The organism is Celeribacter neptunius, from assembly GCF_900113955.1.
In the GTDB taxonomy this organism is placed as follows: domain Bacteria; phylum Pseudomonadota; class Alphaproteobacteria; order Rhodobacterales; family Rhodobacteraceae; genus Celeribacter; species Celeribacter neptunius.
Window position 1 is genome coordinate 220,946 of the sequence record NZ_FORH01000001.1, and the last position, 24,658, is coordinate 245,603.

29 protein-coding genes are annotated in these 24,658 nt (G+C 61.8%); 13 read left to right on the forward strand and 16 right to left on the reverse strand.

The features are described from left to right. Nucleotides 1–13: 13 nt before the first annotated feature. Nucleotides 14–937 (reverse strand): NADP-dependent oxidoreductase, encoded by a 924-nt coding sequence (locus tag BM151_RS01115; protein WP_090055901.1) that lies wholly within the window; start codon nucleotides 935–937, stop codon nucleotides 14–16. Nucleotides 938–1,038: 101 nt separating this feature from the next. Here BM151_RS01115 and BM151_RS01120 point away from each other — a divergent pair, with 101 nt between their 5' ends. Next, a complete protein-coding gene (locus tag BM151_RS01120; protein ID WP_218151313.1) occupies nucleotides 1,039–1,419 on the forward strand; it encodes a winged helix-turn-helix transcriptional regulator in 381 nt (126 codons plus the stop codon). 101 nt (nucleotides 1,420–1,520) lie between these two features. On the opposite strand, the gene BM151_RS01125 is transcribed toward BM151_RS01120, so the two are convergent. The 7 genes from BM151_RS01125 to ilvC form a co-directional block, all read right to left on the reverse strand. Next, entirely contained in the window at nucleotides 1,521–1,979 is a 459-nt protein-coding gene (locus tag BM151_RS01125) for a hypothetical protein (RefSeq protein WP_090055910.1), read from the reverse strand. 17 nt (nucleotides 1,980–1,996) lie between these two features. Further along, nucleotides 1,997–2,416: a hypothetical protein gene (locus BM151_RS01130; protein WP_090055912.1), complete on the reverse strand. Its 420-nt coding sequence runs from the start codon at nucleotides 2,414–2,416 to the stop codon at nucleotides 1,997–1,999. Nucleotides 2,417–2,515: 99 nt separating this feature from the next. Then, nucleotides 2,516–3,049, reverse strand: a complete 534-nt coding sequence (locus BM151_RS01135) for a hemerythrin domain-containing protein (protein WP_245781062.1) — start codon at nucleotides 3,047–3,049, stop codon at nucleotides 2,516–2,518. Between the two features lie 90 nt (nucleotides 3,050–3,139). Further along, a complete protein-coding gene (locus BM151_RS01140) occupies nucleotides 3,140–4,072 on the reverse strand; it encodes a DMT family transporter (protein WP_090059060.1) in 933 nt (310 codons plus the stop codon). Then, entirely contained in the window at nucleotides 4,062–4,556 is a 495-nt protein-coding gene (locus BM151_RS01145) for a cupin domain-containing protein (protein WP_090059063.1), read from the reverse strand. Before BM151_RS01145 ends, BM151_RS01140 begins: the two co-directional genes overlap by 11 nt. A gap of 124 nt (nucleotides 4,557–4,680) precedes the next feature. Beyond that, nucleotides 4,681–5,310 (reverse strand): VPLPA-CTERM sorting domain-containing protein, encoded by a 630-nt coding sequence (locus tag BM151_RS01150; RefSeq protein WP_090055915.1) that lies wholly within the window; start codon nucleotides 5,308–5,310, stop codon nucleotides 4,681–4,683. A gap of 179 nt (nucleotides 5,311–5,489) precedes the next feature. Next, complete coding sequence (ilvC, locus tag BM151_RS01155) at nucleotides 5,490–6,512, reverse strand: ketol-acid reductoisomerase (protein ID WP_090055919.1); 1,023 nt, start codon at nucleotides 6,510–6,512, stop codon at nucleotides 5,490–5,492. Between the two features lie 157 nt (nucleotides 6,513–6,669). Between ilvC and BM151_RS01160 the strand changes: the two genes are divergently transcribed. From BM151_RS01160 to BM151_RS01170, 3 genes are all read left to right on the forward strand, one after another. Continuing rightward, entirely contained in the window at nucleotides 6,670–7,128 is a 459-nt protein-coding gene (locus BM151_RS01160; protein ID WP_090055920.1) for an Lrp/AsnC family transcriptional regulator, read from the forward strand. A gap of 135 nt (nucleotides 7,129–7,263) precedes the next feature. Continuing rightward, entirely contained in the window at nucleotides 7,264–7,719 is a 456-nt protein-coding gene (locus BM151_RS01165; RefSeq protein WP_090055923.1) for an Lrp/AsnC family transcriptional regulator, read from the forward strand. A gap of 120 nt (nucleotides 7,720–7,839) precedes the next feature. Further along, a complete protein-coding gene (locus tag BM151_RS01170; RefSeq protein WP_090055926.1) occupies nucleotides 7,840–8,649 on the forward strand; it encodes a dioxygenase family protein in 810 nt (269 codons plus the stop codon). A gap of 84 nt (nucleotides 8,650–8,733) precedes the next feature. Here BM151_RS01170 and BM151_RS01175 read toward each other — a convergent pair whose 3' ends face one another. From BM151_RS01175 to BM151_RS01200, 6 genes are all read right to left on the reverse strand, one after another. Continuing rightward, nucleotides 8,734–9,330: a cytochrome b/b6 domain-containing protein gene (locus BM151_RS01175; protein WP_090055930.1), complete on the reverse strand. Its 597-nt coding sequence runs from the start codon at nucleotides 9,328–9,330 to the stop codon at nucleotides 8,734–8,736. A 20-nt stretch (nucleotides 9,331–9,350) separates the two neighbouring features. Next, complete coding sequence (locus BM151_RS01180) at nucleotides 9,351–9,809, reverse strand: c-type cytochrome (protein ID WP_090055933.1); 459 nt, start codon at nucleotides 9,807–9,809, stop codon at nucleotides 9,351–9,353. A 239-nt stretch (nucleotides 9,810–10,048) separates the two neighbouring features. Continuing rightward, nucleotides 10,049–12,598 carry an aminopeptidase N gene (gene pepN, locus BM151_RS01185; RefSeq protein ID WP_090055936.1) on the reverse strand — a complete coding sequence of 850 codons (2,550 nt, stop codon included), beginning with the start codon at nucleotides 12,596–12,598 and terminating at the stop codon, nucleotides 10,049–10,051. A gap of 142 nt (nucleotides 12,599–12,740) precedes the next feature. Beyond that, a complete protein-coding gene (locus BM151_RS01190) occupies nucleotides 12,741–13,193 on the reverse strand; it encodes an SRPBCC family protein (RefSeq protein ID WP_090055938.1) in 453 nt (150 codons plus the stop codon). Continuing rightward, nucleotides 13,193–13,660, reverse strand: coding sequence for an SRPBCC family protein (locus BM151_RS01195; RefSeq protein WP_090055941.1), 468 nt, complete (start codon nucleotides 13,658–13,660; stop codon nucleotides 13,193–13,195). Before BM151_RS01195 ends, BM151_RS01190 begins: the two co-directional genes overlap by 1 nt. After that, nucleotides 13,638–14,009: an ArsR/SmtB family transcription factor gene (locus tag BM151_RS01200; RefSeq protein WP_090055943.1), complete on the reverse strand. Its 372-nt coding sequence runs from the start codon at nucleotides 14,007–14,009 to the stop codon at nucleotides 13,638–13,640. Before BM151_RS01200 ends, BM151_RS01195 begins: the two co-directional genes overlap by 23 nt. 138 nt (nucleotides 14,010–14,147) lie before the next feature. Between BM151_RS01200 and BM151_RS01205 the strand changes: the two genes are divergently transcribed. Both BM151_RS01205 and BM151_RS01210 read left to right on the forward strand, forming a co-directional pair. Beyond that, a complete protein-coding gene (locus tag BM151_RS01205) occupies nucleotides 14,148–16,301 on the forward strand; it encodes a malate synthase G (RefSeq protein ID WP_090055944.1) in 2,154 nt (717 codons plus the stop codon). 181 nt (nucleotides 16,302–16,482) lie between these two features. Further along, entirely contained in the window at nucleotides 16,483–17,259 is a 777-nt protein-coding gene (locus BM151_RS01210) for a gamma-glutamyl-gamma-aminobutyrate hydrolase family protein (protein ID WP_090055946.1), read from the forward strand. Between the two features lie 67 nt (nucleotides 17,260–17,326). On the opposite strand, the gene BM151_RS01215 is transcribed toward BM151_RS01210, so the two are convergent. Both BM151_RS01215 and BM151_RS01220 read right to left on the reverse strand, forming a co-directional pair. Continuing rightward, nucleotides 17,327–17,578 (reverse strand): hypothetical protein, encoded by a 252-nt coding sequence (locus tag BM151_RS01215; RefSeq protein ID WP_090055948.1) that lies wholly within the window; start codon nucleotides 17,576–17,578, stop codon nucleotides 17,327–17,329. A gap of 62 nt (nucleotides 17,579–17,640) precedes the next feature. Further along, nucleotides 17,641–18,132 carry a GNAT family N-acetyltransferase gene (locus tag BM151_RS01220; RefSeq protein ID WP_090055949.1) on the reverse strand — a complete coding sequence of 164 codons (492 nt, stop codon included), beginning with the start codon at nucleotides 18,130–18,132 and terminating at the stop codon, nucleotides 17,641–17,643. A 91-nt stretch (nucleotides 18,133–18,223) separates the two neighbouring features. On the opposite strand from BM151_RS01220, the gene BM151_RS01225 reads away from it, so the two are divergent. The 7 genes from BM151_RS01225 to BM151_RS01255 all read left to right on the forward strand — a co-directional run bounded on the left by BM151_RS01225 (nucleotide 18,224) and on the right by BM151_RS01255 (nucleotide 24,653). After that, on the forward strand, nucleotides 18,224–18,634 hold the full coding sequence (locus BM151_RS01225) for a methyltransferase family protein (protein WP_177212987.1): 411 nt from the start codon (nucleotides 18,224–18,226) through the stop codon (nucleotides 18,632–18,634). A 113-nt stretch (nucleotides 18,635–18,747) separates the two neighbouring features. Beyond that, entirely contained in the window at nucleotides 18,748–20,319 is a 1,572-nt protein-coding gene (locus BM151_RS01230; RefSeq protein ID WP_090055952.1) for a Re/Si-specific NAD(P)(+) transhydrogenase subunit alpha, read from the forward strand. Between the two features lie 12 nt (nucleotides 20,320–20,331). Further along, entirely contained in the window at nucleotides 20,332–21,807 is a 1,476-nt protein-coding gene (locus BM151_RS01235; RefSeq protein ID WP_090055955.1) for an NAD(P)(+) transhydrogenase (Re/Si-specific) subunit beta, read from the forward strand. Between the two features lie 145 nt (nucleotides 21,808–21,952). Continuing rightward, complete coding sequence (locus BM151_RS01240; RefSeq protein ID WP_090055957.1) at nucleotides 21,953–22,336, forward strand: MerR family transcriptional regulator; 384 nt, start codon at nucleotides 21,953–21,955, stop codon at nucleotides 22,334–22,336. Continuing rightward, nucleotides 22,333–22,704 carry a carboxymuconolactone decarboxylase family protein gene (locus BM151_RS01245; RefSeq protein WP_090055960.1) on the forward strand — a complete coding sequence of 124 codons (372 nt, stop codon included), beginning with the start codon at nucleotides 22,333–22,335 and terminating at the stop codon, nucleotides 22,702–22,704. The genes BM151_RS01240 and BM151_RS01245 overlap by 4 nt, the downstream gene beginning before the upstream one ends. A 93-nt stretch (nucleotides 22,705–22,797) precedes the next feature. Beyond that, nucleotides 22,798–24,003 (forward strand): amidohydrolase, encoded by a 1,206-nt coding sequence (locus BM151_RS01250; RefSeq protein WP_090055962.1) that lies wholly within the window; start codon nucleotides 22,798–22,800, stop codon nucleotides 24,001–24,003. An 80-nt stretch (nucleotides 24,004–24,083) separates the two neighbouring features. After that, nucleotides 24,084–24,653: a thioredoxin family protein gene (locus tag BM151_RS01255; RefSeq protein WP_090055966.1), complete on the forward strand. Its 570-nt coding sequence runs from the start codon at nucleotides 24,084–24,086 to the stop codon at nucleotides 24,651–24,653. Nucleotides 24,654–24,658 lie beyond the last annotated feature (5 nt).

Below are 24,658 nucleotides of genomic sequence, written 5' to 3' on the forward strand. Positions count from 1 at the left end.
CTGAAGGCCTGATCTAGGGCAGGAGCACGATCTTGCCCGCCGGGCGTTGCATCAGCGCCTCATGCGCTGCGGGGGCTTGGGCCAGCGGAAAGCTCCCGGCCACGATCGGGCGCAAGGCGCCACGTTCTGCAAGCCCGGCCAGTTCCGTGAGATCTGCGGCACTCGGCGCGACCATGATCCGGGCGACGCTTTTGCCCTCGGTTGCGGCCCGGGCCTCGGCCCCTTCCGAGAGCGGCAGGAGAGTGATCAGCCGGCCGCTTGGCGCCAAAGCCGTGACGCCGCGATCCGCCTGATCCCCGCCAGCATGATCGAAGATCAGATCGAACGGCCCGAAATCGGTGAAATCCTCGGTCTTGTAGTCGATCACGTGATCGGCGCCCAGATCGCGAGCAATCTCCGCCTTGGCCGCACTCACCGTGGTCCAGACCTCGGCGCCAAGCGCCTTGGCGATTTGTACGGCGAGATGTCCGACCCCGCCGGCACCGGCATGGATCAGCACTTTTTCCCCGGCTTTGAGGCCGCCATGGGTGACCAGCCCCTGCCAGGCGGTCAGACCGGCCAGGGGCAGGGCGCCGGCCTCGGCGTCAGAGAGCGCCTCCGGGGTTTTGGCGAGCTCATGGGCGGCGGCAAGCGCCTCTTCGGCATAGGCATTTGCCGGCGCCGGGAAGGTGGGCATGCCAAAGACCCGGTCACCGGGGGTAAAGCCGCTCACCTCGGGCCCCACGGCCAATACCGTGCCGGCGAGATCCCAGCCGATGGTGAAGGGCGGTTCGCCCAGAAGCGGCACGTCGCCGTTGCGAACCATCAGATCGACGGGGTTGATCCCCGCCGCATGGACGCGGATATGAAGCTCGCCCGGACCCGGAGCGGGCAGGGTGACGTCTTCAAGCGTCAGGACATCGGCGGGGCCGGTGGTTGATTGGGTGATGCGTTTCATTGGAGTGTCTCCATTCGATTGTGTGTATATGGCCAATCTAAGAAGTCACTATATATTGTGAAGTATGAACCTTTTTGATATATACTATCCTTATGGAAAGCATGGATCACATTTCTTACGATATGTTTCGTCGCACCTGCCCGTCGCATACGGTGCTGGAACTGTTGAGCAACAAATGGGCCTATCTGGCAGTGATGGCGCTCAAACGCGGACGGCATCGCTATTCCGAGATGCAAAGACGGCTCGAAGGCGTCAGCCCGAAAATGCTGACCCAGACCCTGCGGGCGCTGGAGCGCGACGGGCTGGTGCTGCGCGAGGTCTATCCGGTGGTGCCGCCACGGGTCGAATATGAACTGACCCCGCTGGGCGAGGAACTGGCTGCGCTGATGTCCAGCCTGCGGGACTGGGGCGAGGCGCATGTGCCGGATATTCTGGCGGCGCGGGCACGGTTCGAAGCGGAGAAGGCGGCAAGTGCCACCTGAGTTGTCTCAAGGGCGATATGTTCGAAAATGATAAGAAAGGCGGCTGATATGGCCGCCTTTTTATATTTGATATCGGATTTCTACTTGCTCTGCTGCGCGTTTTAGTGGCCCAGCGGCAGGGTGATCCCGGTCGAGACCACGCCGTAGACGCCATTGTCATAGCCATTGGCGAGATTGACGAAGAGATATTTGTAATTGAGCTGAAGCGAGGGGGCAAAGCCACGGTAGCCATCGCCGAAGGAATGGATGTAGGCGCCGACGATCCCGGCCTGCGCCTGATCTCCGATGTCCCACATCCTGGCAGCCGAGAGATGCACCGACAGGTCGGCCTCGCTGTCGCGATAGGCCCCCACGGTGTAATTCAACCCGCCCGCGCGTTCCGCCCAGGTGAGCATCAGGCCGGGATTGAATTCGTTGAACCTGTCCCCGGTCTTGTCGCCCCAATCGCCATAATGATGCGAGGCCAGCGGGATAGACAGATAGTCGGGGGCGCGCCCGTCGGCGAGCGCGGGGGGCGCCAGAGAGAGCGCCAGTGCAGTGAACAAGCTCCTGATTTGCATCGATGATGTCTCTCGTGTCAGCTGCCGCCGGTGAACGGCGTATAGGCCAGCGACATGGCGGCATTCATCAGGGTCCAGATCACGCCAAGGAGTTTCATCCCTTTGCCGGAATCGCCCTTGGGCTTGGCGAGCCAGACGGCGCGGGCCACGGCCAGAAGGTAGATGCCGAAGAGGATGAACACCACCGGGATCAGCCCGTAGAGCGGCGGGATCGCCAGGAGCAGCACATAGACCGGAACGAAGAACAGCGCGGCGAGGTAATTGCCGGCCCAGAACGTGTCGCCCAGCCCCTCGCGCCCCATCAGAAGGCTTTTCCAGAAGCCTAATGTGAACATGCGGGCGCGCTCCTCGCGGATATCGGCCTCATGTTCCGGCGTCAGATCGGCGGGGATATGCGCGTCATGTTGCGGATCTTGCGGGGCTTTCGGATCGGTCATCTGGGTCTCCTTTGGCCGCATCCTGCGCATGAAAAAGGGCGCCCCGCAAGGCACCCTTTCAGTCTTGTTGGCGGTTTCCTGTGGCATTTCAGCGCCACATCAGCCGCGCAGCTTGTGATGCAGGATGATCGGCACCACCAGATCCTCCTCATCCGCCAGGTGACGGTCAAGGATCGAGCCGATCTTGTCGACATGGGCATGGATCGCCCCGGCCTCGTCATACATGTCGGCGGGCGACAGATGCGCCAGTTGAACGATCCGGTTGGCGCCGCGCTTGAAGGTCTCGAGCGTGCCGTCGAGCGCCTCGTGATCGGTCTCCAGCATGTCGAGCCCGGCGATCAGCCGGCTTTCCGCATGCCCCAGCTCCGGGAAGAACCTGCGATCTTCCCATGTGTGGTGGCCATGCAGGCTCTGGAGCAGGATATGCCCGTATTTCGCGAGTTTCTGCGCATAGATCTGATCCTCCATCCTTTTGTCCAGAAAGGCCTCCGTGTCCTCCCGGAGATAGGAGGACAGAGCCCGGAACATGTCATGAGCGCTCATCCATTTCTGGACGGAGCGGGTGAAATTCGGGTGATCCGGCCATGTATCGCGCGGATAATCCCGAAGCAGGAGCTGCATCTCTTCGGGCAACCCCTGTCTTTTGTTTACAGGGTAGGTCATGGCGGGAATATGGGGAGCGCCGATATGGTTACAATATAACGCTCGCGCAGGGCGACCCCGCTATCCGCGCACAAAGATCCGGCGCACCACCGGCCATTGCGAGATCGCCATACCGCCCAAGATCAGCGCCAGGGCGATCAGAAGGCTCGGCGGCAAAGGTTCGCTCAGGACCAGTGCCCCCAGAACCACCGACCAGACCGGCACCTGATAATTCACCAATGTCATGAAGGTCGGCCCGGCGGAGCGGATCACCAGCACCCTGAGTTGGTTCATCGCCGCCGTAGAGATGACGCCGAGAAAGATCAGCGCGACAAAGGCCTTGAGTGGCGGCAGGCCAGGGGCGCCTTCGGCGGCGATCGAGAAGGGCAGGGTGATGAGCGCGCCGCTGGCCATCATGATCGTGGTCAATGCGGTGGAATTGATCGGCGGGATGCGCCGCACGGTGATCGAATTGAGGGCGTAGCAAAAGGCAACGGTGAGACAGGCCAGGCGACCCCAGACTTCGAGATCGGCACCGGAACTGTGCAGCGCGTCCTGACCGACCAGAAGGAAAACGCCGAAGAAGCCGAGTGTCACGCCGATCACCGAACGCAGGCTCAGCCGTTCGCCTGCCACCATGAAATGCGCCATCGGCAGCACCACCAAGGGCACGGCGGCCATCGAGGTCCCGGCAAAGCCGGAGGTGACATATTGCTGACCCCAGTTCAGCAGCAGAAAGGGAATGCCGGAGGACACCGCGCCGGCCCAGATCAGCGACAGCGGATGCGGGCGGTTGCCGGGGTCCGTGCCCATGCGAAACCCCTCGCGCCCCCAAAACACCGCCATGACCATCGCCGCGATGGTGAGCCGGAAGGTGGCGAGCCAGAAGGGCGTCACGCCCGTGAGTGCGATCTCGATCACCATGAAGGTGGAGCCCCAGACAAAGCCCAGGATGCCGACCATGACCCAGGAGGCGCGGGTGATCTCGGGGAGGGGCGAGAGTCTAGCGTTCATCGGGCGCGTCATAGGGGGAGGTCGTCGCAGGCGTGCCGTCGAGTGTGCTGTAGCGCCGTTCCGAGACCTCGGTCGCGCCGGGAGCGCGGGTGAAGCGCAGGATGCGGTCGTGATCCGGATAGGTGACCGTGTCGCCGGTCGAGCGGGTACCGATCACCAGATAGCGGATCGGGGCCGGCGTGTCGTTGCGCAGGCAGTGCCCGGTCGCGACCCCGGCCTTGAACGTGGCGGCCTCGCCCGCATGGAGCAGATAGGTCTCGTCGCCCTCGATGACCGTGGCCGTGCCCTCGATCATATAGACCATCTCGTCCTCGGCCGCGTGCCAATGTTTGATCGAAGAGGCGGAGCCGGGCGGCAGGATTTCCTCGAAAGCGCCGAATTGCGAGAGCCCCCCGCTGTCGCTGAACAAAAGTGCTTCATAGGGGCCGCAGGCGGCGGTTGCGCCGCTGTCCCTGCGCACGGTTGTCGGGGTGAATTTGGGCATGATGATCCTGAAATACGTGATCAAAAGAAAAGGCCCCGACGCGGGTCGGGGCCTCTCGTCCAGAGAGTGATAGGGGCGGGGGAGGCGTCTTGTCCAGCCACTTACCCCGTCGGAGGGGCATTGCTCAGCTGATTTTGCGACGGCGCTTGACCCCTGCGAACAGGCCGAGCGCCGCCAGGAGCAAAGGTGCACTGGCCGGGAGAGGCACGGCGGCGGCCGGGCTGTAATCGGTGAAAACGCGGACGTAATCGCCGGGGTTGCTGGCGGTCCAATCAACCCAGAGTTTGGTGTTGTCATTCGAGTCGACCCAAACGGAATCACCGCCTTCGAGCCCGAGCAGGCTGGGCGAGAGATAGGTGACGCCGGGCGCCCCGAGAAACGCGCTGGCCGAGACCAGTGCGGAAGTGGTGGCAACGCCATAGATGGCGCTGTCGAACTGGACCCAGCCGACCTGGTGCGCGGTGTTGAGCGGATCGAAGGCGAGATAATGACTGGAGATGTAGCTTCCGGCGCTGATGCCGGAGCCGATGTTCACGCTGACATCCTCGGTCAGGACAACGTTTTGCTGTTCATCGAACGCATAGAGGTTGAGGTCGTCGAAGTTGTTCTGGCCGACCGAAAAGCCGCTGGTGCCGCTCAGATTGACGAAACTGCCGCTTCCTGTCGTCACGGCGCCGGTTATGATGGTGGCGAAAGCAGGTGTTGAATACAGAAACAGGGCCGCGAACGCGGCTTTGAGCATGTTGATTTTCATCGTAGATCCCCCCGGAATGACCGCAAGACTGGTTAACAAAAGATGAAAGCAGTGTCCGAGAGGAAATTGATTCGAGTCAAGATCGCTTGGGTTTTCTCCGGCTCGGGCAACGTCCGGGACCTCTGAATGCGCATAAAAAAGCCCCGCCGAAGCGGGGCTTTTCAACCTATGCGAGACGCTTAGTTGCGCTCTTTGTCCACCATTTTGCCGGCGGTGATCCAGGGCATCATGCCGCGCAGTTTGGCGCCGGTTTCCTCGATCAGGTGCTCGTCATTGGCGCGACGCGAGGCTTTGAGGAAGGGCTGGCCAACCTGGTTTTCGAGCATGAAGTCACGCACGAATTTGCCGGCCTGGATGTCGGAGAGAACCTCTTTCATCGCTTTCTTGGTCTGCTCGTAGGGCAGGATGCGCGGGCCGGTGACGTACTGGCCATATTCGGCGGTGTTGGAGATCGAGTAATCCATGTTGGCGATGCCGCCTTCGTAGATCAGGTCGACGATGAGTTTCACCTCATGCAGACATTCGAAATAGGCCATTTCCGGGGCGTAACCGGCTTCGACCAGAGTCTCGAAACCGCAGCGGATCAGCTCGACGAGACCGCCGCAGAGCACGGCCTGTTCGCCGAAGAGGTCGGTTTCGCACTCTTCGCGGAAGTTGGTCTCGATGATGCCGGAGCGGCCGCCACCGATGGCGGAGCAATAGGACAGACCGATTTCGAGCGCTTTGCCGGTGGCGTCGGTGTCAACGGCCACGAGGCAGGGCACGCCGCCGCCTTTGGTGTATTCGCCGCGCACGGTATGGCCCGGGCCTTTCGGCGCCATCATGATCACGTCGACGCCCGGCTTCGGCTCGATCAGGCCGAAATGCACGTTGAGGCCGTGGGCGAAAGCAATCGCGGAGCCTTCTTTGAGGTTGTCGTGGACGTATTTCTTGTAGGTCTCGGCCTGCAGTTCGTCGGGCATGGTGAACATGATCACGTCACACCAGGCGGCAGCTTCGGCGATGCCCATGACCTGAAGGCCTTCGGCTTCGGCTTTCTTGGCGGACGGCGAGCCTTCGCGCAGCGCGACGACGAGGTTTTTCGCGCCGGAGTCGCGCAGGTTCAGCGCGTGGGCGTGGCCCTGCGAACCGTAGCCGAGGATGGCGACTTTTTTGTCTTTGATGATGTTCACATCGCAATCGCGATCGTAATACACGCGCATGGGGCGCTCCTTTTTGCTGTCAGCCGGACCATTTGGGCCCGAAATATGTCTGGCAGCTTTATCGCGCATGAAACCCGCGATTTGATGACAAAGTTTGACCTGAAATCAGATTTATGAGATGAAATCATTCTCTATATAATCCTAAGTTGAAAAAATCATGCAAGTTGACGACACCGATCGCCGAATACTGCGCCAGATTCAGGCGGAACCGGCGGCGCTGCCCTCCGATCTCGCCGAGCGCGCGGGTGTGACCGCAGCGACATTCGCGCGGCGGCTGGAGCGGATGCGCGCCGCCGGCGTGGTGAAAGCGATCCGCGAAGAGGTCGACTGGCGGGCGCTGGGCTATGGTGTCGAGGTGTCTCTGCGGGTGACCTTGGACAAGACCGAGCCGCGCGCCTTCGACGAATTCATCGCGGCGGCGCGCGAGGTGCCGGAGGTGATCTCGATTGGGACATTTCTGGGCCGGGTCGATGCGCGGCTGTTGGTGATCGCCCGCGACATGGCGGATTATCAGCGGATCTATCGCGAGAAGATCCTCACACTGCCGCATATGACGGATATCGAGGCGCTGATGCAGGTGGCGACGATCAAGGACAGCCAGTCGGTGCCGTTGTGAGGATGAGGTTTGGAATAGCCGCAGGATTACCTGACCGGGGGACGGGTCCTGCAATCGCATGCTTCCAGCAAGGCCGATCCTGCAGCGGCTTCGCCTTGATTCCGCAGGAGGATTTGACCGCCGGGGGAGGCAATAATGATCGATCTCGATGACATCGACCGCAAGCTCATCCGGGCGCTTTGCGAGGATGCGACGCAATCGGCGGGCGCGCTGGGGCGGGCATTCGGCCTGAGCCAGCCCGCCACCTGGCGGCGGATCAAGCGGCTTCGGGAAGCGGGCATTTTCGGTCCGCGCCGGGTCGATCTCGACCTCGAGGCCTTGGGCTTTGGCGTCACCGTGTTTCTCGGTGTAAAACTTGCCACCAAGGGTCGTGTCAGCCTCGAGGATTTCGAGCGCGCCGTGCGCGCCATTCCGGAGGTGCAGACGGTGCAGCACGTGTTGGGTCTGTTCGATTATCGCCTGCGGGTGGTGGCGCAGGATCTGCCGGATTTCGAACGCGTGCTCCGGCGCCGGATCATGACATTGCCGGGGGTCGGCAATGTCGAGGCCAATGTCGTGCTCTCCGAAGAGCGGCTGCCCGGGCCGATCTGAGAGGCCGCGCTGGCCGGAGGCGGCGGCGCTATGCTCACGCGCATGTTATGGCCTGTCATGACGGAGTTCGCGTCCCTGTGCGTTAATCTTGCAATGAAAACGCACATAAGGATCTGAGCGATGCCGCATGACCATTCCGACGACGACCACGATCTGGGATTTCAGCATGATTTGCCGAGGATGCTGGGGCGCAGACGCCTGCTCCAGCTGATGAGCGGTCTGGGGATTGCCTCGGTGGCGGGCGCGCCAGCGTTGGCGCTCGACTGTGTGGCCCTGCCATGGGAGACCGCCGGGCCGTTCCCGGCGGATGGCAGCAATCGTCGAAGCGGCACTGTCATCAATGTCTTGCGCCAATCCGGTGTGATCCGTCGCGATGTCACCGCCTCCTTTGGCGATTATCGGGGCCAGGTCGCCGGCACGGCTTTGACGCTGGAGCTGAGCTTGCAGGATCACCCGGGGTGTCAGCCGCTCCAGGGCGCGGCGATCTATATCTGGCATTGTGACGCCGACGGCGCCTATTCGATGTATAATGTTCCTGAGGCCAATTGGTTGCGCGGTCTTGGCGTGGCCGATGCCGAGGGCAGGGTGACATTCGAGACCATCGTGCCGGGCTGTTATCCCGGGCGCTGGCCGCATATCCATTTCGAAGTTTTCGAAAGCGCCGAGGCGGCGGTCTCCGGCGCAAAGCCGCTCCTGACCTCCCAGCTCGCCTTGCCAGAGGGTGAAATCGCCGCGATCTATGAGGCGGACAGGGCGCGCTATGGCGCTTCGGTGCGCAATCTCAGCCGCAGCCCCTTGTCGCGCGACGGGATCTTTCGCAACAACAGCGCCGCGGAACTGGCGCAGCAGACGATTGCGCTTTCGACGGCGCTGTCGTCCGGCGCGGCAGATGGCCTGTCGGGGCGCTGTGCCATTCCGATTGCACTCTGATCCGATCGCGGGTCCCGGGTTTAAAAAAAAGGGCGCCAGATCGGCGCCCTTTTCATTTCTGTTTTCAGCTTCGGTCTCAGCTCGTTACTCGCCCGGAACCTTTCCCGGTGGCAGATCGGCATAGCCGGTGATCATCGGTTTCACGAGGTTCTCGCCCTTGCGTTTCTTGTACCAGAAGATTGCGCCGATATGGCCCAGCACCATGATCAGGAGCAGAAACGACAGAGGCTCGTGCAGCGAGAGCGCCTTGCGGGTGATGTCCGAGGAGACATATTGCGCCAGCGGTCCGACATTGATGTAGTCTTCCGGGTCGGCAAAGAGCCCGCTCGCCACCTGCATCGCCAGAACAAGCAACACACCGACGACGAAAAGCGCGCCCACAGGGTTGTGGCCGTAGCTGCGCGACGGTGTTTGGGACGGCAGGGTCCGGGCATAGGCGATGACCTTGCCCGGACCTTTGACGAAGTTGGAAAACCGTGCCGTATAGAAGCCGAAGATCCCCCAGAGCACCCGCAGCACCACGATCCCGGCCACCGCGTAGCCGGCATAGAAATGCAAGGTCATCTGGTCCGGGCCGAATTTGCCGAGACCGAATGCGGTGAAAAACGCGATCACCAATGCCCAGTGCAGGACCCGGACAACCGGGTCCCAGAGATAGGTTTTTTCAAGCTGTTCCGACATGGTACGCCTTGATGTTCAGATCAGAAATCTTTGGCGCGGTAGTCGTCGTGGCAGGCTTTGCAGGTGCCGCCCAGCTGGCCGACGGCCGGACGCAGCGCGTCGAGACCGTTGCCAGCCACCTCGTTGAGCGCGACCACGGCTTCGTAGAAGGCCATGCCTTTTTCCTGAACGCCGGCCATGTCGGACCAGATCTCGGGCTTGGCGCGGGTCTCGCCCGGCAGATCCGCGTTCGAGGTGCCCGGGACGTAGTAATCGGCGGTGTGCAGACCGGCGAGGGTCATCAGGTCCTTGGCTGACTGGCTGGCGGCTTCGGCGTCATAGTCCATTTTGCCCTGTGCCATCGCGCCCAGAGAGGCCATTTCATAGCCGACGAGCGTGTAGAAGGCGCGGCGCGCCTTGGCGGTGTCGGATGGCGATTGTGCAAATGCGCCGGTGGCAGCCGTGGCTGCGATCACTGTCGAAATAAGAAGCTTTTTCATGGGGTGTTGTCCCTGTTTGATCGTAAAAAGTTAGGCGTGTCGCCCGCGCGATAAGAGGCATCATGACATAAGATTGCGGGGTTTGAATGTGACAATCTTTCCAGTTCGGCGGGGAAGGGGGCGAGACCGGCGAACTTGGGATCAAATCTTTGTTATTATTGCGTTATGATAGCGCCAACGGGGCGAAAGCCCCGTTGGCTCGGATCTCGGTCCGACCTTCGATCCCGACGCTGAGCGGCTCAGGCCGAGAGGATTCGTGTCACCATTTCGGTGGTGTCGCGCGACAGGCCGGGGGTGGCGAGAATGCGCTCGAGCTCGGCCCGGATCAGCTGTTGGCGATCCGCATCATAGCGTTTCCAAGTCTCGAAGGCACCGCTCATCCGCGCCGTGGTCTGCGGGTTCAGGGCGTCGAGCGTGATCAACTGATCGGCCAGAAGCCGGTAGGCGGCGCCGCTCTCATGATGGAACCCGGCATGGTTGCCCGCGAGCGCGCCAAAGACCGCCCGGAAGCGGTTCGGGTTTTTCATGGTGAAATCAGCATGTTCGGAGAGGGACTTCGCGACCGTCGCCGCCCTGTCCGGGGCCGCGGCGGCGACCTGCATCATGAACCATTTGTCCATCACCAACCGGTCGTCTTTCCAGCGTTCGGCAAAGGCGGCGAGTTCCTCTTTGCCATGGCCCGCCGCCAGCAGCGCCTGCAGCGCACCGGCCTGTTCGGTCATGTTATCGGCACGTTTGTAGAGTGCCCGCGCCGTGACGCCCTCGTCGCGCAGGCTCAGGAGCGCCAGGATCGCCAGCCGCAGGCTGCGCTTGCCGGAGCCCTCCGCATCGGGGGTAAAGGCGCCGGCATCGTTTTCGGCATAGAGCGCGGGGATCACCTCGCGCAGATGATCCGAGAGGATATGGCGCAGGCTTTCGCGCGCCTCATAGATCTTCTGCGGGTTCGGGATGATCCCGGCGTCGTGCAGCGATTGCGCCAGATCGTCCTGCGACGGCAAGCCGAGGCTCAGGGCGCGGAAGGCCGGATCGAGGCTTTCATCCGTGACCACGGATTTGATCGCGTCGAGATAGGCGTGGCTCGGGTCGGTGCCTTTGACGATCATCGCCAGAAGCGTATCCTTGGCCAGCGTCCGGCCCATCTCCCATTTCTGGAACGGGTCGGTGTCATGGGCCAGGAGGAAGGCGCGGGTCTTGGCATCGATCTCGCGCTCCAAAATCACCGGGGCGGAGAAGTCGCGCAGCACCGAGGCCACGGGGCGGGCGCCGAGGCCCTCGAAGGTGAAGCTTTGTTCCGCTTCGGTCATCTCCAGAACGGTGGTCGGCACGACCTCGTCGCCATTCGGTCCGATCAGGCCGACAGCGATCGGGATGAGCTGGGGCTTCTTCTCGCTCTGGCCCGGGGTCGGCGGGGTCGATTGCGAGAAGCTGAGGGTCAACGTTCCGTCTTCCCAGGTCTCGCTCATCTTGAGGCGCGGCGTGCCAGCCTGGCTGTACCATTGTTTGAAATGTGCAAGATCGCGGCCCGTGGCATCCTCGAAGGCCTTGAGCCAATCCTCGATGGTCACGGCCTGTCCGTCGTGGCGGGCGAAATAAAGCTCGCAGCCTTTCTTATAATCTTCGTCGCCGACAAGGCGGCGCAGCATGCCGATGATTTCGGCGCCTTTCTCATAGACGGTCGCAGTGTAGAAATTGTTGATCTCGACAAAGCTCTCGGGCCGCACCGGATGGGCCAACGGGCCATTGTCCTCGCGGAACTGGCGGGCGCGGAGCGTCAGAACTTCTTCAATCCGTTTCACCGCATGGCTGCGCATGTCGCCGGAGAACATCTGGTCGCGATAGACGGTGAGGCCTTCTTTCAGGCAGAGCTGGAACCAGTCGCGGCAGGTGATGCGGTTGCCGGTCCAGTTGTGGAAATACTCATGGGCGATGATGCCTTCGATACGTTCGAAATTGGCGTCGGTCGAGGTTTCCTTGGACGCGAGCACACAGGACGAGTTGAAAATGTTCAGCCCCTTGTTCTCCATCGCGCCCATGTTGAAATCATCGACGGCGACGATGTTGAAAATGTCCAAATCATATTCGCGCCCGTAGGTGTCCTCGTCCCATTTCATCGAGTCCTTGAGCGCCTGCATGCCAAAGGCGCATTTGCCCTCGTCACCCGGCCGGACCCAGATGTTCAGCTCGACCTCACGGCCCGACTTTGTGGTGAAAAACCCGGGGTGGTTGATCAGCTCGCCCGCCACCAGGGCAAAGAGATAGGAGGGTTTCGGCCAGGGATCGTGCCATTCGGCAAAACCGTCCCCCTTGGTCACCGGGTTGCCATTGGACAGCAGCACCGGCAAATCACCCTCGATCCGAACGGTGAAGACCGCCATGACATCGGGGCGGTCGGGATAGAAGGTGATCTTGCGGAAGCCCTCGGCCTCACACTGCGTGCAATACATGCCGTTGGACATGTAAAGCCCCTCGAGCGCGGTGTTGCTCTCCGGCGCGATCTCCACCTCGGCCTCCCAGGTGAAGGGCACGTCGGGCACATCGGCCTCGAGCCCACCTTCGACCATGCGGGGCGTGATCTCCGCCCCGTCGATCTTGGCCGAGAGCAGCTTCAGCTCCTCGCCATGCAGGAAAAAGCGTTTATCGGCTGCCGCCGGGGTCGGGGCGAACGCGATCTTTGAGATCACCCGTGTCGCCCCGGGAGCGAGCCGGAAGGTCAGATGGACGCTCTCGATCTCATAGCCGAAAGGCGTGTAATCCTTGAGATGGATGGTCTGGGGAGCTGCGTCTTTCATCGGGATGCCTTTGCGGTTGAAACCTCGTTTGGGGGAAACGTTAGTTTGCCGCCGCGGGGGCTGCAACCGGCGGTAACGCAAAGGGGATTGGGCGCAAAGCCGCAGGCACTGCGCCCCCGGGAGGTGCGTGATGTCGGGATGGTCAGTCGGCCCCAATGAAGACCGCAAGCTTGCCCAGCGTCTGCAGTCCCAGTTCGACCGCGCCAAAGCCCTTGGCCTCTTGATATTCCGCTTCGGTGACGAAAACCATTTCGAGCGTGATCCGGCAGCCGGTTCCCAGATCTTCGAATATGGCGCTGGCATCCGCGTGTTTCGGGCCGTTTTCACCCCAAAGCAAGTCGTAGTCGATCCGTTCGAGCGGGATCACGCGGGTGTAGCGGTGATGGTTGGGAAACACCGTCCCGTCCGGGCCGATCATGTCGAACACCCATTCACCGCCCTCGCGCAGATCGATCCGCGTGGTGCGACAGCTGAACCCGTCTGGCCCCCACCATTGCGGCAGGGCCTCCGGGTCGGTCCAGGCCGTCCAGGCCAGCTCAACTGGTGCGGCGATCTCGCGCGACAGCGTCATGGTGCGGCTTGCGGTGTTTTCCATCACATCAGTCCTCGAATGTATTCCACGAGCTGATCGGCGACGATGCCCCAGCCGCCGTAAAACCCCATGTCCTCATGGGTCTGTCTGGCTTCGGGCGAACGGTGCCGCGCCGTGGCGGTATAGATCGTGCCGCCTTCCGCACAGTCAGAGAGTTCGAGGATCGCGGTCATGAACGGATCGGGCGCGGGTTTCCAGCCCTCGGCGTAGCTGTCGGTGAAGACAAGCTTTTTCTCGGGGATCAGTTCGAGATAGACACCTTTGTTGTCCATCATATTGCCTTCGACCTCGAATGTGGTGTTGAACCGTCCGCCGACCCGCAAATCGATGTCGCAGCTGGTCACCCGGTGGGGCCGCGGGATGAAAAACTGCGGAATATGTTCGGGCGAGGTCCAGCATTCCCAGATCAGGGCACGGGGCACCGGCAGGGTGCGGGTAAAGCTGAGATCAGTCTTTGGGTCCAGTTCCATTTTTGCGTTCCTTCATCAGATTTGTGACATAGTCGTCGAACCGGTCGAGCCGTTCCGACCAGAGGGTGCGCTGGGTCTCGAGCCAGCTTTGTACCGGGCTGAACGCGCCGGGGTTGAGCCGACAGCTGCGCACGCGGCCTCGTTTTTCCGAGGTGATCAACCCGGCCTCTTCCAGTTTCTTCAGATGTCCCATGAACGAGGGCAGGGCCATGTCTTTGGAGCCGTCATGGGCGTTGTGCAATTCCGAGACCGTGGCGGGGCCGCGGGCGAGACGGGTGAGGATCTCGCGCCGGGTCGGATCGCCAAGGGCGGTGAAGAGGATGTCGAGTTGGGAATCATGCTTAGCCATGTGGCTAAGTATTGAGTGGCAATGGCGCTGAGGCAAGAAAAACTTAGCCTTATGCCTAAGTGATTGGGGTGAGAGGTTGTTTCCGATCGGAAACACGCTAGTTTGACCTGATCTTTCCGAAAATCAGGTGATTCCCATATGACCCGCATCGACAAATCCGGCCTGAAGGTCGCCCAGGAGCTTGCCCAATTCATCGACGCCGAGGCCCTGCCGGGCACCGGGGTGAGTGCGGAGGCGTTCTGGGACGGGCTCGCCGGTATGGTGCGTGATTTCGGGACGAAGAACCGGGCGCTTTTGGAGAAACGCGAGGCGATTCAGAGCCAGATCGATGAATGGCATCTGGCGCGCAAGGGCCAGGATCACGACGCAGAGGCTTATACGGCGTTTCTGACCGAGATCGGATATCTCCTGCCCGAGGGCGAGGATTTCACCGTCGAGACCTCCAAGATCGACGCGGAATTCGCCACCAAGCCGGGACCGCAATTGGTGGTGCCGATCACCAATGCGCGCTATGCCTTGAATGCCGCCAATGCGCGCTGGGGTTCGCTCTATGACGGGCTTTACGGCACCGATGCGCTGGGCGATCTGCCGGGCCAAAATGGGGGTGGCAAGGGGTACGATGCCGCCCGTGGCGCCCGGGTGATCGCCTGGGCCAAGGCGCATCTCGACAAGGTCGCGCCGCTGGCGGGCGGGTCCTGGGCCGATGTCATCGGGCTCTCGGTCAAGGGCGATCTCCTGCTGATCTCGGGTGCCATGGGGGAAACCGGTCTGGCCGATCCGTCGCAATTCGCGGGATCTTCCGACGGTCATATCCTGCTCAGCAAGAACGGGCTCTATATCGACATCGTGATCGATCCCTCGACGCCCGTGGGGGCGCAGGACAAGGCGGGGATTTCCGACATTCTTTTGGAGGCCGCCGTTTCCGCGATCATGGATTGCGAGGATTCCGTCGCTGCGGTCGACGCCGAGGAGAAGCTCGGCGCCTATCGCAACTGGCTCGGCCTGATGAAAGGCGATCTCACCGAAGAGGTCTCGAAGGGCGGTGCAACCTTCACCCGCGCGCTGAACCCGGATCGCAGCTATGTTGCGCCGGATGGCTCCGATCTCACCTTGCAAGGCCGGGCGATGATGCTGGTCCGGAACGTCGGCCATCTGATGACCAACCCGGCGATCCTCGACGCTGAAGGCCGCGAGATCGGCGAAGGGATCATGGATGCGCTGGTGACGGTGATGATTGCGCTGCACGATCTGCAAAAGGCCGAAGGTCCGAAGAACTCGCGCGAGGGCTCCGTCTATATCGTCAAGCCGAAGATGCACGGACCGGAGGAAGTCGCCTTTGCCGATGAGATCTTCTCCCGCGTCGAAGAGATCCTCGGGCTCGACCAATATACGGTGAAACTTGGCATCATGGATGAGGAACGCCGGACCTCGGCCAATCTCAAGGAATGCATCCGCGCCGCGAAACATCGTGTGGCCTTCATCAATACCGGCTTTCTCGACCGCACAGGCGACGAGATCCACACCTCGATGGAAGCGGGGCCGATGATCCGCAAGGGGGAGATGAAGGATCAGCCCTGGATCAAGAGCTATGAGGAGCGCAATGTCGATATCGGTCTGGCCTGCGGGCTCAAGGGCCGGGCGCAGATCGGCAAGGGCATGTGGGCCATGCCGGACCTGATGAACGCTATGCTGGAGGCCAAGATCGGCCATCCGAAGGCGGGCGCGACCTGTGCCTGGGTGCCAAGCCCCACGGCCGCGACGCTGCATGCCACCCATTATCATCTGGTCGATGTCTTTGCCGTACAGGACGAGATCGCGAAAGGCGGTGCCCGTGGCACGCTCGGCGAGTTGCTGACCATCCCGGTGGCGAAAGGCGTGAACTGGTCCGAGGGTGAGATCACCGATGAGATCGAAAACAACGCCCAGGGCATCCTCGGCTATGTGGTGCGTTGGGTCGATCAGGGCGTCGGCTGCTCAAAAGTGCCGGATATCCATGACGTCGGTCTGATGGAAGACCGCGCCACCTGCCGGATTTCCTCGCAAGGGCTGGCCAACTGGTTGCATCACGGCGTGGTCTCGCAAGAGCGTGTGATGGAGGCGATGAAAAAGATGGCTCTGGTGGTGGACCGTCAGAATGCCGGTGATCCGGCCTATCTGCCGATGGCGCCGTCCTATGACACGATTGCCTTCAAAGCGGCCTGCGATCTGGTGTTCAAGGGCCGGGTGCAACCCTCGGGCTATACCGAACCGGTGCTGCATGCGCGGCGGCTGGAGCTCAAGGCGCAGCGCTGAAGCGCCGAGATGAGGGGGGCATCTCTTACAGGAGAGCCCTCAAATGAGGCTTTCTGTGCGTTCTGCGCAGATTTTCACAGCAAAGCATGCGAGCCGCGCGCTGATGCAGAGGGACTGCGCGCGGCTAAGTCTTTTCTCACCTGCGAAAGCCGCTATCTTTGGCGAAAAGGAAAGGCAAATCATGACACGACCCGTCGTCGGCATCATCGGCAATACAGACATGCTCAATGGAACCTACCCGGCCTATACCGGAGGGCGCATGAATGCCGAGGCTGTCGCCGAAGTGTCGCATTGCATGCCGCTGCTGATCCCGGCCCATCCGAATTTCGTCTCCGTCGACGAGCTGATGGAGACCTGCGACGGCTTCCTGTTCACCGGCGGGCGACCGAATGTCCATCCCGAGGAATATGGCGAAGAGGAAACCGAGGCGCATGGTGCCTTTGACCGGTGCCGTGACGCCATCACCCTGCCGCTCATTCGCGCCTGCGTCGAGGCCGGCCAACCTTTCTTTGGCATCTGCCGCGGCTTTCAGGAGGTGAACGTGGCCATGGGGGGCACGCTCTACCCGGAGATCCGGGACCTGCCGGGGCGGATGAACCACCGCATGCCCCCGGATGGCTCGCTTGAGGAAAAATTCGCCCTGCGCCACCCGGTGCGGCTGTCGAAGGGCGGGATGTTCGAGAAACTCTTTGGCACCGATGAGGTGATGACCAACACGCTGCACGGGCAGGGGATCAAACGGCCCGGCGCCCGCATCGTGATCGAGGGCTATGCCCCCGATGGCACGCCCGAGGCGATCTATGTCAAAGACGCGCCGGGCTTTGCCATGGCCGTGCAATGGCACCCGGAATACCGCGCCGGCGAAGACCCGGTCTCGCGGCCTCTGTTCGAAGCTTTCGGCGTTGCCGTCCGCGATTTCGCCGAAGCCCGGCGGGGTCGGGTCTCGGAAGTGGCGTAAAGCTCTTGGCGGCTGCTTCGAAAGGGCGGTCGACCGAGGAAACACTGGTCTACATCGCTGGTCTTTATCACTCGCCTTCGTCATCGTTACGACCATAGAGATCCTTGTACATCGGAATGCTCGTGCCGGTGCTGATCTTCTCAAGGAATTTGGATATCGAAACCCAAATCCATGCCATGACTGACAGCAAGGCAAGCATGGCCACGCCGCCGGTCGCCAGAACGAATACTCTCGGGGCGCCATAGATCTGAGTGAGATAGTTTGCGCCTGCGCTGGCCGTGAAAAGGCCCAGCGAAATGAGAGGCCAAGTGAATTTCATATGAATGCCCAAGGTGTTGTCGCGCTTCTTGCTCTCTTAAGCTTACACCGTCTTCTTGCGGATCACAGCCGCTTCTCCATCCGGAAATTCTCGATCCCGACGCTATCTCTGATGACTGTCTGCCGCGCTACGACGCGCCAGCCGCGTTTCTCGAAGAAGCGGCGGGCGAGATGGCTGGCCTCGGTCTCCATGTGCTGCAGTCCGAGACGTCGCGCTTCGGTCTCGCAGGCCTCATAGAGCCGCGCGGCCGTGCCCTTGCCCATTTCTTCCAATGCGACATAGGCGAAATCGATATGACCGTCATGGCCCATGGTGAAAAAGCCTACGATCCTGCTGCCACGGGTGGCGCAGATAGAAAAGCCTTCGGTCAGTCGCGCGGGCCAGGTCTCTGGCGCATGGGGCCGGTCGGGCGCCCAGGCGGCACGCTGTTCGGCCTCGTAAAAGGCACCCGTTCCGCCATGTACGGTGCGGTGAAACAGCGCATAGCAGGCGTCCGCATCCGCCTCGGACAAGGTTCTGAGTTTCAGGGGGCGAAGTGTCACGGGAAATTTCATGATCTGGCTTCTAGCCGAACCCTCTGTCTCGGGCTAGCTTTCCGCTATGACATTTCTTGCGAAAACACTCGACTATCCGCCGATCTGGCTTTTGGGATTTCTGACACTGGCCTGGGCTTTGGCCGGGGCGGGGCTGGGGTTTGCGCCGCCGCTCTGGCTCAAGGGGATCGGCGGCGGGCTGGTCGCGCTGGGTGTTGCGCTGATGATCGCCGCGGTCTTTGCCATGTGGCGCCACCATACCACGGTGATCCCGCATCGCGTGCCCTCCGACATCGTCACCGACGGAATTTACAGATTTACGAGAAACCCGATTTATCTGGGCGATGTCTTTACTCTCTTGGGCTTTTCATTACTGTACGGCAGCCCGGCAGGCGTTTTGCTGATCCCCGTCTTTATGGCGGTGATACAAAGACGTTTTATTGCCGAGGAAGAGAAATGGCTTGGCACGAAATTTGCTTCTGAATTTCAAAGCTGGGCCGAAAGAACGCGACGTTGGTTGTGACTTCTTGTCATAATTGTTGTGGTGTGTACGCAATATTGTTGCGCTGCGCCGCCGCAATTGGGTAAGGAAGGTGTCAGCAATCGTTGTAGGACTGGGGAAAAGAGGATCAACACGTGAAATTCGGTGTTCCTAAGGAAGTTTTCGAGGGCGAAGCGCGGGTTGCGTTGACGCCTGAGAGTGCCAAGCAGCTTCAGAAGCTTGGCTATGAATGTGCAATCGAGGCGGGGGCGGGCGTGCTCGCCGGGTTCTCGGACAAGGCGTATGAAGAGGCCGGTGTCGAGGTCGTCAAGACCGCTGCGGCGCTGTGGAAAGCCTCTGACATCGTGGCCAAGGTGCGTCAGCCCGACGCCACCGAGATGAAGCGGCTGAAAAAGGGTCAGACCCTGATTTCCTTCTTCAATCCGGGCGGCAACGAGGCCGGCATGGAAGCCGCCAAGAAATCCGGTGCCAATGTCATCGCCATGGAAATGGTGCCGCGGATCAGCCGGGCGCAGAAGATGGACGCGCTCTCGTCGATGGCCAATATCGCGGGCTATCGCGCCGTGATCGAGGCTGGCAACAACTTTGGCCGGTTCTTCACCGGTCAGATCACCGCCGCGGGCAAGGTGCCGCCGGCGAAAGTGCTCGTGGTCGGCGCAGGGGTTGCGGGCCTCGCCGCCATCGGCACCTCGACCTCTTTGGGTGCCGTGACCTACGCCTTCGACGTGCGTCCGGAAGTGGCCGAACAGGTCGAGTCGATGGGCGCCGAGTTCGTCTATCTCGACTTCGAGGAAGAACAACAGGACGGCGCCGCCACCGGGGGCTATGCCTCTGTGTCTTCGCCCGAGTTCCGCGAAGCCCAGCTGGCGAAGTTCCGCGAGCTGGCGCCGGAGATGGACATCGTCATCACCACTGCGCTGATCCCGAACCGCGAAGCCCCGGAGCTTTGGACCGAGGACATGGTCGCGGCGATGAAACCCGGCTCGGTGATCGTCGATCTCGCGGCTGAGAAAGGCGGCAACTGCAAGCTGACCAAGGCGGATGAGAAGATCGTCACCGAGAATGGCGTGACCATCATCGGCTACACCGATTTCCCGTCGCGCATGGCGACCCAGGCCTCGACGCTCTACGCAACGAATATTCGTCACATGATGTCCGACCTGACGCCCGAGAAGGACGGTCAGATCAACCACAACATGGAAGATGACGTCATTCGCGGTGCCACCGTGACCCATGAGGGCGAGATCACCTTCCCGCCGCCGCCGCCGAAAGTGGCCGCGATCGCGGCGAAGCCGAAAGCCCCGGTGGTCGAGCTGACGCCCGAGGAAAAACGCGCCGCCGAAGTGGCCGCGTTCAAGGCGCAGACCAAACAGCAGGTGACGCTGATCGCCGTCGGCGCAGCGCTTCTGCTGGGCGTGGGCCTGGTGGCGCCTGCCTCCTTCATGCAGCATTTCATCGTCTTCGTGCTCTCCGTCTTCATTGGCTTCCAGGTGATCTGGAACGTGTCGCACTCGCTGCACACGCCGCTGATGGCCGTGACCAATGCGATCTCCTCGATCATCATCTTGGGCGCGCTGATGCAGATCGGTTCGGGCAGCTGGATCGTGATCCTGCTTGCGGCGCTGTCGGTCTTCATGGCCGGGATCAATATTTTCGGTGGCTTCCTCGTCACGCGGCGCATGCTCGCCATGTTCCAGAAATCGTAAGGAGTAGAGGCAATGGAATTCGGATTTACGACGGCGGCCTATGTGGTCGCGGCTGTTCTCTTCATCCTCTCTCTGGGGGGGCTCTCCGGTCAGGAAAGCGCCAAACGTGCGGTGTGGTACGGCATCGCCGGCATGGCGCTGGCGGTGTTCGCAACGCTGATCGGACCGGGCGCGGGGCTCTGGCTCCTATCGCTCATCCTGATCGCCGGCGGCGGTCTCATCGGCTGGTATGTCGCCAAGAAGGTCGAAATGACCGAGATGCCGCAGCTCGTCGCCGCGATGCACTCGCTGGTCGGTCTGGCCGCGGTGTTCGTCGGCTTCAACGCGCATTTCGAAATGGGTCACGTGGCCGGTCTTCTGGCCTCGGCGCCCGAGTCGCTCAATGCCAATGGTGTGCAAGCCTGGCTGCACGATCAGCACCTCGGCACCTTTGCCGCGCTGATCGCGCATAAGACGCCGGTGGAGCTCAATATTCTCAAGGTTGAGCTCTTCCTCGGCATCTTCATCGGGGCGGTGACCTTCACCGGCTCCGTCGTGGCCTTTGGCAAGCTCGCCGGCAAGGTGACCTCGAAAGCCACGAAACTGCCGGGCGGTCATGCGCTCAATGCCGGGGCTGCCGCGATCTCGCTTCTGGCGCTGATCTGGTACTTCAACACCGGTGGGCTTTTCCCGCTCTTCCTGATGACGCTGATGGCGCTGTTCATCGGCTATCACCTGATCATGGGCATCGGCGGTGCCGATATGCCGGTGGTGGTCTCGATGCTCAACTCCTACTCGGGCTGGGCCGCGGCGGCGATCGGTTTCTCGCTTGGCAACGATCTGCTGATCGTGGTCGGTGCGCTGGTGGGCTCCTCGGGTGCGATCCTCTCCTACATCATGTGTAAGGCGATGAACCGCAGCTTCATCTCGGTGATCCTCGGCGGTTTCGGTGGCACCACCGGCCCGGCGATGGAAGTCGAGGGCGAACAGATCGCCATCGATGCCGACGGTGTTGCCACGGCGCTCAACGAGGCCGACAGCATCATCATTGTGCCGGGCTACGGCATGGCGGTGGCACAGGCGCAGGCGGCGGTGTCCGAGCTGACCAACAAGCTGCGCGGCAAGGGCAAGAACGTGCGTTTCGCCATTCACCCGGTCGCTGGGCGTCTGCCGGGGCACATGAACGTGCTCCTGGCCGAAGCAAAGGTGCCTTACGACATCGTGCTCGAGATGGACGAGATCAACGAGGACTTCCCGGAGACCGATGTGGTCATCGTGATCGGCTCGAACGACATCGTGAACCCGGCGGCGCAGGAAGATCCGAACTCGCCGATCGCCGGCATGCCGGTTCTGGAAGTCTGGAAAGCGAAACAGGTGTTCGTCTCCAAACGCGGTCAGGGCACCGGCTATTCCGGCATCGAGAACCCGCTGTTCTACAAAGAGAACACCCGCATGTTCTACGGCGACGCCAAGGATTCGATGAACGCGCTCCTGCCGAAACTCGACTGAGTTTCAGGACAAGAGGACATCATGACAGGGCGGCCCTCGGGTCGCCCTTTCTTTTTGAGCATTTGAGTTTTTTGAAAAACCTCTTGAGCTGGAGTGCGCTCCAGCCCGTAAGCTCTATGCGACTCAGATGAAATGAGGTTCGCAGATGAAGATTTCCACCCTTTCCGAGGCCACCGGGCTCAGCATTGACACGCTGCGCTTTTACGAGAAGATCGGCCTGATCGATCCGCCGCCGCGCGACGATGCCGGACGGCGCGACTACCCCGAGGATGTGATCGGTTGGATCGGCTTTCTCGGGCAGCTCAATGCCACCGGCATGCCGCAGAGCGAGCGCATCCGCTACGCCAAACTGCGCCGTCGGGGCGCCGAGACCTACACCGAGCGACGCGAACTGCTCGAAGCTCATCGCGAGGTGATCCGCGAACGGTTGGCGCTTTTGCAGGACACCATGGCGCTGATGGATCGCAAGGTCGAAATTTACAGAGATTTGGAAAGCAACGCGTTGATCGCACAGGAGAACGAAGAATGAGCACCGCATTGGAAAAGGGCCGCGCATGGGTGGCCGAGATGAACCCGACATTGGAACAGGTGCTCTCCGAGCGCTATGACGATTTGGTGCCCGAGATGGCGGAAACCCTGATCGAATGGGCCTATGGGCGGCATTACACCCGCGGCGGCGTCGATATGAAAACGCGTCAGCTTTGTACCATCGCGGCGCTGACCGCTTTGGGGGGCCAGACCACGCCGCAGCTCAAGATCAACATCGAACACACGCTGGCGGCTGGGGCCAGCGAGCGCGAGATCGTCGAGATCATCTGGCAAATGGCGGTCTATGGCGGCATGCCCGCGGCGATCAACGGGCTGAATGCCGCGAAAGAGGTGTTCCAGGCGGCCTGAGCGCGCGGAAGAGGCCCTGCACAGGCGGGTTGCGGCGCAGGGCGCTTTTCAACCCGCCCCGACGGGGGCATGCTGCGCACAAAGGAGTTTCCCATGCAGCATATGACCCCGGACAGGATCGCCGAAGATCAGGATTTCATCACCCGGATGGAGGCGATCCGCCACGACATCCACGCCCATCCCGAAACCGCCTTTGAAGAGGTGCGGACCGCCGGGATCGTCGCCGGGTTTCTCGAGGGGCTGGGGCTCGAGGTGCATCGCGGTCTGGGCAAGACCGGGGTGGTCGCCTCGCTCACGGGCAAGCGTCCGGGGCAAAAGGCGATCGCTCTGCGCGCCGATATGGACGCGCTGCATATCACCGAAGACACAGGCGTGCCCTACACATCGACCGTGCCCGGCAAGATGCACGCCTGTGGCCATGACGGACATACCACCATGCTCCTGGGGGCGGCCGAAAAACTCAGCAAGAATCCGGATTTCGCCGGCACTGTGCGTTTCGTCTTTCAACCCGCCGAAGAGGGCGGGGGCGGCGCCGATGAGATGATCAAGGACGGGCTGTTCGAGCGCTTCCCGACCGATGCGATCTATGGCGTCCATAACGGGCCGATGGAGCCGCTGGGGGAACTCACCACCCGTGTCGGGCCCTATACATCGGCCTCCGACGATTGGGAGGTCGCGTTCGTGGGCACCGGCGGGCATGGCGCCTCGCCGGAAAAGGCCACCGATCCCACTGTGGCCGCCGGGCATTTCATGGTGGCGCTCTCCAACGTGGTGTCGCGCAAGGTGGCGCTCACCGATTGGGCTGTGGTCTCGATCGGCCATGTCGCAGGGGGCGAGCGCGCCAGCCCGAACATCATCCCCTCCGAGGTCGTGGTGGCGGGCACGGCGCGCAGCTATCGTCCGGAGGTGCGCGATGCCTTGGAGCGCGAGATCGGGCGCTTGGCCGAGGGCTGTGCCATCGCCGCCGGCGTCGAGGCGCGTGTCACCTATGATCGCGGCTATCCGCCGCTGGTGAACAGCGAAGACGAGGTGGCGCTGGCGGGCCGGGCGCATGCCGCCTCTGTCGGTGCGGCTCTGACCGTGACCGACGCCCCCGCAATCGGCGCGAGCGAGGATTTCGCCTATTACCTCGAAAAGATCCCCGGGGCTTACGTGTCGATCGGCAATGGCGACGGGCCGGGGTCGGCCTTTGTCCACACGCCGAAATTCGATTTCAACGATGCGCTCATTCCCATTGGCGTGGCCTATTGGATGAATGTCGTCGCGGAAGAATTGGGGGGCGAGCTGAGCGTGGCCTGACCCGCGCGCGTGCCCCGGTGCTGCGCTGCGCATAGGGGCTGAGGCCCGGATATGCTATGATCATGGCGGGAGGACCTGCCATGAAACGCCGTCTCTTTCTCACCGCTGCCTGTCTCCTGCCGTTCGCGCCGCCTATGTTCGGTGCGCCGGTTCTGGGCGAGGACGGGCTGTATGACCAACCGTTCCTTTTGGACAGTTTTCTCGAACTGGGGCCCGATCTCGAAGAGGCGCAGGCCGCGGGCAAGGGGCTCATCGTGCTGTTCGAGCAGCGCGGGTGCCCCTATTGCCGGGAATTGCATCTGGTGAATTTCCAACGCCCGGAGATCACCGCGTACCTGAAAGCACATTTCAACGTGGTGCAGCTCGATCTCTGGGGCGCGCGCGAGGTCGTCGATCTCGACGGCGAGAACCTCGAGGAACGCAGGCTGGCGATGAAATGGGGGGTGAATTTCACCCCGACACAGGTGATCTACCCGGCCACAGGGACGGCGCCCGCCTTTACCATGCCGGGCTATTTCAAACCGTTCCATCATCTCGCTGCCCTCGAATATGTCGCCACGGGCGCCTATGAGCGCGAAGCGTTTCAGCGTTTCCTGCAGGGCAAGTTCTCGGAACTGGAGAAACAGGGGATCACACCGGATGTCTGGTGAGGGCG